The organism is Pleomorphochaeta naphthae, from assembly GCF_055396005.1.
The window spans coordinates 3,034,186-3,047,470 of record NZ_AP042457.1; the positions used below are offsets into that span (position 1 = coordinate 3,034,186).

Below are 13,285 nucleotides of genomic sequence, written 5' to 3' on the forward strand. Positions count from 1 at the left end.
TATTAGCTAACACTTGCTATTTCTAAAGCACTAAAGCCATTGTTAATCCACTTTGGTGCTTCGTTGAAAGCTTTTTGAACTAGTAATAATAAATACTCTATATTTGCATCATCATGTTGTGAAAATTGAGTAGATAAGAAGAAGTTTCTAACAATATTGGGGGAATTGTCTCCACAGTTATTTACATAACTATTAAATATTTGTCTAAAGATTTTAATATTATCTTTGTATATTCCTCCAATTTTAATATAATAATCTTCTAAATTTTTATAATTTTCAGTCAATTTTAGATGGCTTTTATCTAGATATTTTAATAGATCTTCTTTTCCTAAGACTAAGAATTTCTTACTAGATTGAAGTTTTTTTATCATAGCATAACTATATTCTGTGATTAAATTAGTGTCTAATGGTGCGATACTAGTGTCCTTATTTTTATTTGCCTTGTAATCATTAAAGCCTTTTGCATCTAATTTTTGTAGTGTTTCATCTTTAAATAGATCAAAACTCCAATCATAAATTCTATCTGAAACAAGATGGTTGTCAAATAAGAAAAGTCTACTATCATCATCGAAGTTTTTAAATAAAGTGACTAATTCGTCTCTACTAATTTTAATATCTTTGTAATAAATCTTAATCAATCTTTGGAAGTTTTTTATAGAAATAACACCATAAAAATTTGTTGCAGCTTGAGCTAATTTAAAGATTGTATCAAATTGTTGTTTTGTAAGACCTTCAACACTATTAATTGCAACATCTACCCATTTGTTACTAATTCTTTCATTTCTAGCTCTTCCATAACATAGCCAAGAAGTTTGGTTGTCTATAGCATCATATATTAATGCTTCTAAACCTTTATCCCAGGTTGGTAATTTAAAAGGATCTAATAAAAATTTAGTAATAGAGCACTTTGAAACAATTTTATGAGTATTAACATAATTGCTAAACCTGAAGGCAAATAGTTGTTTGTTTTCAACTAAATCTTTATTGATATGACAGCAATAGTTAAATAATTCTTGAGCTCTTTTACAAAGTGGTAAATCATAAGTATCGGTATAATCTTTTATGTCATCCCAAGTTATAATTTTCCAAGGTTTATATTCATCTTTAGCACTCAATACTTCATCAGTTCGATCATAAGTAATATCGAAATATATGATTTTTAACACATTGTCTTTTACTATGTATTCAGAACTTTCGGTCTCTTTAAGTATTTTGTGAATAGATATTGCTTTAACACCTTTTAAATCAGGATGAATTTTATTTGTAATGTCTTCTAATTTAATAGCTCCAAATCTATTAACTAATCCTTTAGCTGCAATATCGATAGCCTTAATCTGTTCAGCGGTCATTTTATCTCCTCTAATTTAAAATATAATAATTTATTTAACTTCATATTTATTTAATAGCTCATTAACTGCTTTCTCAATCTTAGTTAAAGCTTCTTGTATTTGTTTTTTGTTTGTTGCATAGTTGAATCTCACATATCCTCTATAGTCATTATCTCCAAACCAAGAACCATCATTAAAGCATACTTTAGCTCTTTTTCCAAAGAACATAGAGAGAAGGCCACCTTGGGAGGCCTGGTTTTGAGAATACAGTTGTTTATTCTCTTCTGCATCTTTTTCAATGAAAGGAAGTAGTTTATTACAATCCCAGAAACAAATAAATGAAGCTTGAGCTTTTAACGGTCTGATATAAGGTACATGTTCTTTCATGTATTGTTCAATATATCTAGCATTATTTTCTAAAACTTCTATTACTTCTTGTAACCAAGGAAGGCCTTTTTCATAAGCCGCTCTTGCAAGAGTTGTTGAAAAGTAAGAAGAATTATTATAGTGAAGAGCTTTTCTAAAGTCATCAAATTTTTCTTTTAAATCTAAATCATTGAATAGAGAAACAGAAAATAATTCTCCTGCTATATTGAAAGTTTTTGATGGAGCCATTGTAACCATAGTTTTAGTATTTTTTTCTTTAGCTACTTCAATAAAACTGTGGAATTCTTGATTTTTGAATACTAAATCTGAGTGAATTTCATCACTTATTACAAATACATCATATTTGTTTGCAATATCGCATATTTTTTCTAAAGTTTCTTTAGTATATACTTTCCCAGATGGATTATGAGGTGAGCAAAGAATAAACACTTTAGCTTGTTTGCATAAATCTTCAAATGTAGAAAAGTCAAAATCGAATGAATCTTCAGTTCTCTTTAATTTACAAGGGAGTACATTTAAGCCAAGGTTTTTTGATATGTCTATGAAAGGTTTATAGGCAGGAAAAGGAATAATTACATTGTCATTTTTATTGCAGAGGAGAAATAATGTTGTTGCAATTGCATTTAAAACTCCTTGGCCTAAGGATATTTGAGATTTATCAATAGTCAAATTATGTCTATCTTTTGCAAATTTTATGAAGATGTCTTTCATATCAGGATAAGAACTATATCCATAAGTTTCAAAATTCACTAAGGTTTTAGCTGCTTCACTTATTTCTGGTGCAGCTTTGAATTCCATATCTGCAACCCAATATGGAGTAGCATCTTTGTCTCCACAAAACAGTTTAATAAAATTAGGATCCCATTTTATACAAGGAGTCTTATCTCTTTGTGCTAAATTTTCAAAATCATATTTCATATTAATTTAACTCCTATAGATATGGTTAAAGTTACCATTTGGATTTTTGTATCTTTGGCCATTATCTTTTTTCTTTTTTATTGCGTTAGTAGGACAAGTGTTTATGCAACAAGTACAGGCAAAGCAGTTATCATGAAAAACTGGTTTCCCATTTTCAAAGGTAATATTACCAGCTGGGCAACTTTTATAACAAAGCTTACAACTTGTGCACTCATCACTGACAGTAAATTGTTCACTATAGTGTTTTGCATAAAATCTGTTAAATAAAAAGGAAATATTAGTGAATAATCTAGTAAATATTCTAAATTTAGGGAATTTAATTTTTTCCTCATTTAAATCCTTTATAATTTGATCGATTTTTATATCTGCTTCTTTAAAAAGTTGTTTGCTTTTTTCTTCATCTGCAGGGTGTATAATATTATCTGGCATTTTAATATTGTTAACATAAGTTGTAGCAACTCCATAGTCTTTGAGCATTTTTTCAACTCTAATATGAGCCCAACCTGGAGAATTAATGCTAGCTGTTGTGACAACATAAACAAATTGTAGAGATCTAAAATCTTTTATAGTTGAAAGTAGGTCTCTTAATTCTTTTTCTACTGTAAAAGGCTCTCTACTCATATGAATTGGAAAGATTATTCCTAATCTTTCTGGGAGCTTAAATTCTTCTTTATTTAACTCATTTAACATTATTATATTATCATGATGTTGTGATTGTGCTATTTTATTTGCTACATAATAGCTATTTCCGGTTCCTGAGAAGCAAATGATTAAATCCTTCATTATTTAAGTCCTATTTATAATTTTTTTAATTTTTCTAATAAGTTAAACATATCATCGTCATTTAAATTTAAATTAGTAACAAGGCGAACAAAAGATCCTTCAATATTTGCTAATATACCCATGTTTCTTAGTTTTAAAATACTATCTTTTGCTTCAATGCCCTTTTCATTGAAAAACACTATATTTGTTTCAGTTTTCCCATGGACTATTACGTTTTCATTATTTTTTAAAGTGTTAGCGATTTCAGAGGCTCTTTTGTGATCAATTTCTAAACGTTCAACTTGATTTTCTAGTACATAAATCCCAGCTGCAGCCATAAAGCCTATTTGCCTCATGCCGCTACCAAGCATTTTTCTAAGCCTTCTAGCTTCATATATAAACTCTTTAGTTGAACAAAGCATAGACCCCATAGGGGCTCCTAAACCTTTAGAAAGACAAAAGGTAAGAGTGTCACAGTATGAAGCAATTTCACTTACACTTTTCTTAGTTTTAACACTAGCATTAAAAACTCTTGCCCCATCCATATGTACTTTTAAGTTATTTTTAACAGCTAGGTCTCTAATACCTTTTAAATTTTCCATAGGATAAATGGCTCCACCTATAGTATTTTCAACTTCTAAAATACTTGTTTTGGCCATGTCATAAATATGATCTTCTTTAATTAAAGGTCTAAAATCTTCAGCTTCTAAGATGCCATTTTTTTTAGGAATGCCAATTGGTAAGATGTTGCCGATTGAGCTACAAGCTCCGATTTCATGTTGGATAATATGAGAAGATGATGCACATAAAACTTCAGTTGATCTACCACCATTTATCATTAGAGATAATAAATTTCCCATAGAGCCTGTTGGAACAAAGAGTGCTGCTTCTTTATTCGAAATAGTAGCTGCGAGATCTTCAAGTTTATTTACAGTCTTGTCTTCTCCATAAACATCATCACCAACTTCAGCTTCATATATAGCTTTTCTAACACCTTGAGTAGGTTGAGTTATTGTATCACTTCTTAAATCTATATATTTCATTTTTGATCCTTTAGTTTTTCAATTAATTCAAAGAAAGAAGGAAAAGTAACACTAACGGCAGAGATATCATCAATTGTAATTGGTGCTTTAGCGTACAAAGCAGCTATTGCCATTGCCATAATTATCCTATGGTCTTCATAACCTTTGACAAATCCGCCTTCAATTATCCCATTTCCATATATTTCAATACCATCTGGTAATTCTTTAACTTTAACTTGAAGCCTCTCTAAATTTTTCCTCATAGTAGTAATTCTATCAGTTTCTTTTAATCTTGCTTGGGCAACATTATTCAAAACGACTTTTTCACAACTAAATGCAGCTACTACACAAAGAGCTGGGAGTGCATCAGGCATAGAGTTAAGTGAGAAGGTTCCACCTTTTAGTTTATCAGGACCAGTGACTTTAACAAAGTTGTCTCCCCATTCAATAGAGCAGCCCATCTTTTCTAAAATATCTAGAGTGTGCTTATCCCCTTGAGGATCATTTTTTTCTAATCCTTTAACTGTTATTGAAGTTTTACCGATTGCAGCAAGGGCAAAAAAGAATGTTGCACTTGAATAGTCTCCACTAATTGTCACATCGATAGGTTTAAATTTTTGGTTTCCTTTTATGAAAGAATGTTGTAAATCTTTAGAAATAGAGAAATCAAAATTTTGATTCTTTATCCATTCTAGAGTCAATTGAACATAAGGTTTTTCATATAAAAGAGGGGTAATGATTTCTACATCAGTTTTAGCAACACAAGATGCTAAAAGAAGTGAAGATAGATATTGAGAGGTAGGACAATCGATTATTGTTTTATTTTTGGTTATAGGTCCTTTTATAGTAAAAGGAGGGAAATTTGTATCACTCACTGAGCATCCTAAATCTTTATATGCTTTAAGAAGTGGACCAATAGGACGTTTTTTTAATGAAGCATCACCAGTAAAGGTTACTTCTGTTTCTAAATATGCTGCAAGACCTAATGCAAGATATAATGTTGTTCCACTATTTTCACAATCTATAGTAATAGCAGATGATAATTTTTTTACATTACTTGAGTCTACTACTAAAGAATTTCCTTCTTTAGTAATTAAAGCACCAAAAGCTTTACAGGCCTTTATACAACTAATTGTATCATTAGAGATTAGAGCATTTTTGATTACACTTTTACCTTTTGCAAAAGTGGCAATTAGTAAAGCTCTAATTGTTTGACTTTTTGAACTTGGGATATAAATTTCGCCAGAAATATTAGAAGGGGTAATAATTTTTTCCATAGAAAAAATATAAACTAAATAAAAATATAAGTCTATAAAAAAAACACTCCTCATTAATTATGAGGAGTGATAAATTATATAATTAATAATTATTTTTTCATAATGCCTTTGTAGGGATGGTAATCCATTGTATTTGTATACCAACCGTCCCAAACATTAGTATCAATCATGTTAAGAGTAACATAATAGTATAATGGCATAACAGCTTGATCTTGTGTTACTAGAGTATATTCAGCAGTTCTTAGAAGAGATAGTCTAGTTGCTGGATCTGTAACTGTAGCTGCGTTCTTAATGAAAGCATCGAATTGTGGGTTTTCATATCTACCACCATTCATAGCACTGCCTGTTACGAACATATCTAAGAATGTATTTGGATCTTGATAGTCACCAACCCAACCAGCTCTAGCAATTTCGAAATTACCAGTATTTCTGTCTGTTAAGTAAGTACCCCATTCTTCGTTAATTAGTTCAACTTCGATTTTTAATTTTGTTTTTAGTTCTTGTTGAATGAATTCAGCGATTTGTTTGTGACCTTCACTTGTATTATAAAGAATTGTTAATGTAGGTACGTTTTCACCTGAAGCATAACCAGCTTCGCTTAAGAATTCTTTAGCCATATCAACAGCTTCGTCATTGTCTTCAAATGGGAAGTCTAATGCATCGTAACCTGCCATATCTGGTACCATACCCCAAGCAGGGATTTGACCAGCTTTTGTAACGTAATCAACTAAATCATCACGATTAATAGCATATGCAATAGCTTTTCTTAAGTTTTCATCTGCTAATGGATTAGGTTCACCACTATTTAATTGATCTTGTACGTTGAATGTATAGTAGTAAGTAGCTAATTGAGGAGAAGCATGATAATCGTCTCTCATTTGAGCTGAACTTAATTTATCTGTAGGAACGTTTGTTAACCAGTCGATTTGACCATCTAAGTACATATTGTAGTTAGTGTTTTCATCTTCTGATGATAAGAATTCAAGAGTATCAATGTGGATTGAATCTGCATCCCAGTATAATTCGTTAGGAACACAAACAATCTTTGATTGTGGAATTCTTTCTTTTAGTGTGAAAGGACCGTTTCCAACGAAGTTTTCAGGTTGAGTCCATTGATCACCGTATTGTTCAATAGCATGTTGTGGAACAACAGCGAATGAATAATGTTCAAGAGCACCAACTGCATAAGGTAGAGGACCAATCAATTTCATCTTGAATGTATAATCATCAACAGCTTCGATTTGAACAGCTTCAGGACCAGCTTCACCAGAATTATATTCTGCAGCCCCTTCGATAAACATACATGGGAACCATGCATATGGAGAAGCAGTTTCAGGAGCTAATTCTCTTAACCAAGAATAAACAACATCATTAGCTGTGATAGGAACGCCATCTGACCATGTAGTCTCTCTTAAATGGAATGTATATTCTGTACCATCTTCATTAGCTTCCCAAGATTCAGCTAAACCAGGAACTGGTTCTGCAGTTTTAGGATCAACTGAGACTAAGCCTTCAAATAAAGCCATTAAGATTCTATGTTCAGGAACACCTTGAACCTTAGCTGGATCTAATGATTGTGGTTCTGCACCATTAGAAATTACGAATTTAACGCCTTCATCCATTGTTGTATCTGTAGCAACAGGTTCAACAGTTGCTGAAACGTCTGGAGTAGTTGGTTCAACAGTAGGTGTTGGTGTAGTAGCTTTTTCTTCAGTAGATGTTGTAGTAGTGGTTTGTGAAGTAGTAGGTTGTTCTGTTACTTCTTCTTTTCCACCACAAGAAACTAGTACTGTAGCTAATAAAAGTAAGCCTAGAGTAATAGATAATGTCTTTTTCATAAATTATCTCCTTGTAGATTTGATAAATATCTCTATTCTTTTAAAATATTTTTGTTTATATTATAGCATAATATATATAGAATAGTAAACGATGTATTATTGATTACGTCAAGTAGAAATATTAAAAAACGGTGTAAAGTGTTATTAATTTAACTATTTAGTAAAAATAATAACACAATAGGATAAAATATGAAATATCATTTGAAAAATAAGAAAGAAAAATTAATTTATAGAAATAGTGTCTTCGCAAAAATTATTTGCTCATTATTTTTTATCTTTTTTCTTTGGGGCTCAATAGATGCTTTATTTAGAGGGGACAGTATATCTTCTTTGATAATACCTCTCATTTTATTAATAGTAGCTTTAATTGGAATCTTGTATATAGATAGGTGGATAATAGATAAAGAACAATTAACTGTTAGCTATCAATTTGGAGTATATCCATTTATTTCAACAAAAAAATATAATGTTGATGACTTAAAGAAAGTTGAGATTACTCATTTTGTGAAAGGTAGTTTTGATGAAAATGTTGATTACAAAAAAAAAGGTAGGGCATATAGAGCTCAAGTTAGATTTTCACTTATTTTAAAAAATGACGATAAAGTTGATGTAGAAGTTATAGATGAGAAAAAAAGTGGTGGCACAAGTGAACAAACTGCTGTATTATTTAGCAGTATATTAGGCATTCCACTTACAAAAGATAGAGAGCGAGATTTGGATTTAGATGTAGGTCTTAGAGACATTCACAAGTTTAAAAATTAGGAGTTTTATTTAAACTATTTGGATTTATTTTAATCCATGTTCTTATACATTTTTACTTAATTTGCTAATAGGGAATAAACAATTATTCTTTATCATATTTAGAGTTATTTATGGTAGTAAAAGGTCTTGACTTCAATTAAACTTTGAATAATTATTGAATAAAGTTGCATTTTCTTGTAAAGTTCTCTAGTCTGTTAAAATACTTGTATGGTATTTTTAACTATTTTATGGCGAAAAAATTATTCGACAGAGGAAGAATATGACAAAATATATTATTAAACGTTTATTGGGAATGATTCCTACTTTGCTTGTCATTATTACATTAAGTTTCTTTATTGTTAGAGTAGCTCCAGGAGGTCCTTTTGATGGAGAAAGGGCGTTACCACCTGAGGTATTAGCAAATATTGAAGCTAAGTATCATTTAGATGAACCTGTATTACAACAATATGGCAGATATTTATTTAATGTGATTCGAGGCGATTTAGGACCTTCATATAAGTATGTAGATAATGATGTAAATTATTACATATTTACTTCGTTACCAAATTCAGCTGTTTTAGGCTCGATTGCTATTGTAATAGCTTTAGTGTTTGGGGTTCTATTTGGTATTCTTGCTGCAATTTATCAAAATTCATGGATAGATTATTTGACCATGGGGGTTGCAGTATTGGGGATATCTATTCCACTCTTTGTAATAGGGCCATTGTTGCAATTGGTTTTTGGAATGAAATTACATTGGCTACCTATATCCGGATGGTATAGTACTGGTGAAGGTTATTCCACAATTATATTACCAGCGCTCTCTTTATCATTTGCTTATTTTGCAACAATTGCTAGATTAACTCGTTCTTCAATGTTAGAGACTTTAAGAAGTGACTATATTAGAACTGCAAAAGCTAAGGGAATGAAAAATAGTACAATTATTGCTAAACATGCAATGAAAGGAGCTATGCTTCCTGTTGTTAGCTATTTAGGACCTGCTTTTGCTGGTATTATTACTGGATCAATAGTTATTGAACAAGTTTTCCGTGTTCCTGGAATTGGAAAATTCTTCGTTCAAAGTTCATTCAATAGAGATTATACATTAATTATTGGTGTAGTTATCGTTTTCTCTGTTATATTAATCGTAATGAATTTCTTAGTCGATATTCTTTACGCATTATTAGATCCTAGAATCGCTTATTAACAAAGAAGGAATTGATTTTAACATGAAAGAAGATAAAAAAAATACAGATACATCTACTACAAATGAGTTTGATCAAGTTGTTGTAGGAAATAGTTTAACAAAAGATGCCTGGAAGAGACTTAGAAAAAATAAAATGGCTGTTGTGGGAATGGTAATAGTCGCAATTTATGCACTTTTATCAGCTCTAGCTCCAATCTTACCTTTGTACTCTTATGAAGAAATTATTTTAACTCATCAAAATTTAGGTCCTTCATTGAATAAGACAGCTGGTGAGTTAATGATGGAAAATAAGAAAAAAGAATTATTTTTTACAGCTTGGAAAAATGGTACTCTAAAGGTTACAGATGAACAATCAGCTCAAATAAAAGAATGGATTAGTGATAGTAAAACAAATGATGTTTGGAATTTCTGCTTAGAAGAAGGTGAAAGACAAATTGAAGCTGGTACATTTGCTTGGAGTAGTAGAGATCAAAGAACTCTTGATAGATTACAAGAGAAAATCGATGAAGAATTTGTGGTTGATATTTCGACAATCTATCAAGGAAAAACTAAAATTAGTACATTAAACAGTGATCAATTACTCGATGTTTATGTAAAGATGACAGGGGCTGAAAACCCTGATGCAATTTTAGCTCGTGCTTATAAAGAATTAGATTCTTTAATTTTCAAAACAATAGATATAGATTCTACTGTTGCTGATAGTTTAAGTGATGAGGAAAAAGCTCAATTAATCGAAGAACAAACTGAAAAGCTTGGACCTGCATATTATGAAGAAAAATTGCAAGAAAATTTATACAGTAGAGTAAAAGATACATTAACTGAGGAAATAACAGAGTCAATAGAGGAACAACAAAAGGCTGGAACTTTTGAATTCCCATATAAAGATACTATTGAAATGCATGGTTTAAATGTTAAGGTTTCTGCTTCCCTATTAAATCAACGTCATTATCTTTTAGGTACCGATTATAGTGGTAGAGATTTGTTGAGTAGAATTATTTATGGTGGACAAATTTCAATCATGATTGGATTAGTTGGAACTTTATTTAGTGTATTTATCGGTATCGTATTAGGTGCATTAGCCGGATATTTAGGTGGTAAAGTTGACTACATTATAATGAGAATAGTTGATGTTATGTATGGTCTTCCTTATATGCTTATAGTAATTATTGCAATGGCTATATTTGGGCGATCAATATTTAACTTATTTATAGCATTAGGTATTGTCTCTTGGCTTACCATCGCTCGTATGGTTAGAGGTCAGATAATGAGTTTGAAAAATAGTGAATATGTTGAAGCTGCTAGATCAATGGGAGCAAAAACATGGAGAATTATTTTTAAACACATGATTCCAAACTCTTTATCAATTATCATTGTTTATTCAACTTTAAGAATTCCATCATTTATCATGCAAGAATCTTTCTTATCATTCTTAGGTCTTGGTGTTCAAGCTCCTATGGCATCTTGGGGATCATTAATTAGTAATGGGGTAGCAAGTATGACAATTTATCCTTGGAGACTAATTTTCCCATCAATTGCAATGACTTTATTCTTGTTTGCAATGAACTTCTTTGGAGATGGTCTTCGTGATGCGTTCGACCCACAAAGTAAGAACCAGCTTTAGGAGATAGCAAAAAATGAAAGAAAATAAACCAATATTAGAAGTAAAAAATTTACAAACCCACTTTAAAACAGATGCCGGAGTTGTTAAAGCAGTTAATGGTGTTTCATTTACAGTCTCAAAAGGTGAAACCGTTGGTATAGTTGGTGAATCTGGTTGTGGTAAAAGTGTAACTAACCTTTCAATTATGAAGTTAATTCCTTCTCCTCCAGGAAAAATCGTTGGTGGTGAAGTATTATTTGAAGGTAAAAATATCTTAGATTTGTCAGAAAATGAGTTAAGAGAAATTCGTGGTAATAAGATTTCTATGATTTTCCAAGACCCTATGACTAGCTTAAATCCTTTCTTAAAAATTTCAACTCAAATGGTTGAAACCATTAGATTGCATGAAAAGAATGTAAGTAAAGAAGAGGCAAGAGCTCGTTCAATTGAAATGTTGGAAAAAGTTGGTATTCCTGCCGCTAAAGCTCGTTTTGATTCATACCCTCACCAATTTTCAGGTGGTATGAGACAAAGAGTTATGATAGCTATGGCTCTCTCTTGTAATGCTCAAGTATTAATTGCAGATGAACCAACAACAGCATTAGATGTAACAATACAAGCTCAAATCCTTGAATTAATACAACAAATCAGTAAAGATTTTGGAACAGCTGTTATCTTAATTACTCACGATTTAGGTGTAGTAGCTGGAATGTGTGATAAAGTTTGTGTTATGTATGCAGGAAAAATTGTTGAAGAAGCTTATACTTTTGAGTTATATAACAATCCAGCTCATCCATACACAAGTGGTTTAATTCAAAGTGTTCCTAGAATGGATACTACAACTAAACAAGACAAATTGTTCTCAATTGAAGGACAACCACCAAACGTTATTGATTTACCACCTTGTTGTCCTTTCCATCCACGTTGTCATAAAACAATGGATGTTTGTCGTTGTGCCCTACCACCAACATACACAGTTAGTGAAGATCACCATGTTAATTGTTGGTTGTATGCAAGTGAAGAAGAGAAAGCAAAAGCTGTAGCTGATGCTGCAAAGGAGAAATAATGAGTAAAGAAAATAAAACCCTCCTCGTTGTAAAAGATTTGAAACAACATTTTCCTATTAAAACAGGTGGAATTATAAATAAAAAAGTTGGAGCTATTAGAGCTGTTGATGGAATCTCCTTTGAAGTAAAACAAGGTGAAACTCTTGGTATAGTTGGTGAATCAGGCTGTGGTAAATCAACGACTGTTAGATCTATTGCACAATTGTATAGACCAACTTCAGGTGAAGTTATTTTTGAAGGTTTAAACCTTTGTAAGGCAAAAGAAAAAGAATTAGTTTTAGCTAGAAGAAATATCCAAATGATCTTCCAAGATCCATATGCTTCATTAGATCCAAGAATGACAGTTAGATCTATTATCAGTGAACCTTTAGTTGTTTTTAATCAACGAGGTCTTCTTGATAAAAAAATGACTAAGTTAGAGATTGAAGAAGAAGTTGAAAAACTAATGGAAAGAGTTGGTTTGAACAAAGCTTTTAAAAATAGATATCCTCATGAGTTCTCAGGCGGTCAAAGGCAAAGAATCGGAATAGCTAGAGCGTTAGCACTAAATCCTAAAATTATTTTAGCTGATGAACCTGTTTCTGCATTAGATGTATCTATTCAAGCTCAGATTCTAAACTTATTGAATGAGCTACAAAAAGAATTGAATTTAACATATATTTTTATTGCTCATGATTTAGCAGTTATCCAACATATTTCAACAAGAGTTGCAGTAATGTATTTAGGTAAGATTGTGGAATTGGCTGATTCAGCTGATTTATATGATAATCCAGCTCATCCATACACACAAGCTTTATTATCTGCAGCACCAATTCCAGATCCAGAAATTGAGAGAAAAAGAAAAAGAATTATCCTTTCTGGAGATGTGCCATCTCCTGATAAAGTTCAGCCTGGATGTTATTTCCAAGCTCGTTGTCCTAAGAGAATGCCTTGGTGTACTTGTCATGTACCACCAACATTTGATTTAGGAAATGATCATAAAGTAGCTTGTTGGTTATATGATGAAAAAAATTATGAAAATGTTAGCTTAGAAGAAGCTCAAGCGGATGCTGATAAACAAAAAGCTTCTGAGAAAACTAAATAATATTTAATAATCAAACAAACTTGCAACTTATTGACTAACATTGCCAATGACAAC

11 protein-coding genes are annotated in these 13,285 nt (G+C 31.3%); 5 read left to right on the top strand and 6 right to left on the bottom strand.

From position 1 onward, the window contains the following. Positions 1–2: 2 nt before the first annotated feature. The 6 genes from ACZ5SO_RS13820 to ACZ5SO_RS13845 all read right to left on the bottom strand — a co-directional run bounded on the left by ACZ5SO_RS13820 (position 3) and on the right by ACZ5SO_RS13845 (position 7,532). Positions 3–1,349, bottom strand: coding sequence for a hypothetical protein (locus tag ACZ5SO_RS13820; RefSeq protein ID WP_464625402.1), 1,347 nt, complete (start codon positions 1,347–1,349; stop codon positions 3–5). A gap of 30 nt (positions 1,350–1,379) precedes the next feature. Beyond that, complete coding sequence (locus tag ACZ5SO_RS13825) at positions 1,380–2,633, bottom strand: MalY/PatB family protein (protein ID WP_464625403.1); 1,254 nt, start codon at positions 2,631–2,633, stop codon at positions 1,380–1,382. Positions 2,634–2,639: 6 nt separating this feature from the next. Then, positions 2,640–3,416 (bottom strand): EFR1 family ferrodoxin, encoded by a 777-nt coding sequence (locus ACZ5SO_RS13830; protein ID WP_464625404.1) that lies wholly within the window; start codon positions 3,414–3,416, stop codon positions 2,640–2,642. A gap of 14 nt (positions 3,417–3,430) precedes the next feature. Beyond that, positions 3,431–4,438 carry a threonine aldolase family protein gene (locus tag ACZ5SO_RS13835; protein WP_464625405.1) on the bottom strand — a complete coding sequence of 336 codons (1,008 nt, stop codon included), beginning with the start codon at positions 4,436–4,438 and terminating at the stop codon, positions 3,431–3,433. Continuing rightward, complete coding sequence (aroA, locus tag ACZ5SO_RS13840; RefSeq protein ID WP_464625406.1) at positions 4,435–5,694, bottom strand: 3-phosphoshikimate 1-carboxyvinyltransferase; 1,260 nt, start codon at positions 5,692–5,694, stop codon at positions 4,435–4,437. Before aroA ends, ACZ5SO_RS13835 begins: the two co-directional genes overlap by 4 nt. Before the next feature lie 89 nt (positions 5,695–5,783). Beyond that, entirely contained in the window at positions 5,784–7,532 is a 1,749-nt protein-coding gene (locus ACZ5SO_RS13845) for a peptide ABC transporter substrate-binding protein (protein WP_464625407.1), read from the bottom strand. A gap of 189 nt (positions 7,533–7,721) precedes the next feature. Here ACZ5SO_RS13845 and ACZ5SO_RS13850 point away from each other — a divergent pair, with 189 nt between their 5' ends. From ACZ5SO_RS13850 to ACZ5SO_RS13870, 5 genes are all read left to right on the top strand, one after another. Further along, positions 7,722–8,294: a hypothetical protein gene (locus ACZ5SO_RS13850; RefSeq protein ID WP_464625408.1), complete on the top strand. Its 573-nt coding sequence runs from the start codon at positions 7,722–7,724 to the stop codon at positions 8,292–8,294. A 259-nt stretch (positions 8,295–8,553) separates the two neighbouring features. After that, positions 8,554–9,480 (top strand): oligopeptide ABC transporter permease OppB, encoded by a 927-nt coding sequence (gene oppB, locus ACZ5SO_RS13855; RefSeq protein WP_464625409.1) that lies wholly within the window; start codon positions 8,554–8,556, stop codon positions 9,478–9,480. 22 nt (positions 9,481–9,502) lie between these two features. Next, on the top strand, positions 9,503–11,101 hold the full coding sequence (locus tag ACZ5SO_RS13860; RefSeq protein ID WP_464625410.1) for an ABC transporter permease: 1,599 nt from the start codon (positions 9,503–9,505) through the stop codon (positions 11,099–11,101). Between the two features lie 13 nt (positions 11,102–11,114). Continuing rightward, entirely contained in the window at positions 11,115–12,146 is a 1,032-nt protein-coding gene (locus ACZ5SO_RS13865) for an ABC transporter ATP-binding protein (protein ID WP_464625411.1), read from the top strand. Beyond that, positions 12,146–13,231, top strand: a complete 1,086-nt coding sequence (locus ACZ5SO_RS13870) for an ABC transporter ATP-binding protein (protein WP_464625412.1) — start codon at positions 12,146–12,148, stop codon at positions 13,229–13,231. Before ACZ5SO_RS13865 ends, ACZ5SO_RS13870 begins: the two co-directional genes overlap by 1 nt. The last annotated feature ends 54 nt before the right edge of the window (positions 13,232–13,285 follow it).

What these genes read in the sequence shown, in the direction of transcription:
- ACZ5SO_RS13820 (WP_464625402.1), bottom strand. Translation starts at nt 1,349, where the DNA reads ATGACCGCTGAACAGATTAAGGCTATCGATATTGCAGCTAAAGGATTA.
- ACZ5SO_RS13825 (WP_464625403.1), bottom strand. Translation starts at nt 2,633, where the DNA reads ATGAAATATGATTTTGAAAATTTAGCACAAAGAGATAAGACTCCTTGT.
- ACZ5SO_RS13830 (WP_464625404.1), bottom strand. Translation starts at nt 3,416, where the DNA reads ATGAAGGATTTAATCATTTGCTTCTCAGGAACCGGAAATAGCTATTAT.
- ACZ5SO_RS13835 (WP_464625405.1), bottom strand. Translation starts at nt 4,438, where the DNA reads ATGAAATATATAGATTTAAGAAGTGATACAATAACTCAACCTACTCAA.
- aroA (WP_464625406.1), bottom strand. Translation starts at nt 5,694, where the DNA reads ATGGAAAAAATTATTACCCCTTCTAATATTTCTGGCGAAATTTATATC.
- ACZ5SO_RS13845 (WP_464625407.1), bottom strand. Translation starts at nt 7,532, where the DNA reads ATGAAAAAGACATTATCTATTACTCTAGGCTTACTTTTATTAGCTACA.
- ACZ5SO_RS13850 (WP_464625408.1), top strand. Translation starts at nt 7,722, where the DNA reads ATGAAATATCATTTGAAAAATAAGAAAGAAAAATTAATTTATAGAAAT.
- oppB (WP_464625409.1), top strand. Translation starts at nt 8,554, where the DNA reads ATGACAAAATATATTATTAAACGTTTATTGGGAATGATTCCTACTTTG.
- ACZ5SO_RS13860 (WP_464625410.1), top strand. Translation starts at nt 9,503, where the DNA reads ATGAAAGAAGATAAAAAAAATACAGATACATCTACTACAAATGAGTTT.
- ACZ5SO_RS13865 (WP_464625411.1), top strand. Translation starts at nt 11,115, where the DNA reads ATGAAAGAAAATAAACCAATATTAGAAGTAAAAAATTTACAAACCCAC.
- ACZ5SO_RS13870 (WP_464625412.1), top strand. Translation starts at nt 12,146, where the DNA reads ATGAGTAAAGAAAATAAAACCCTCCTCGTTGTAAAAGATTTGAAACAA.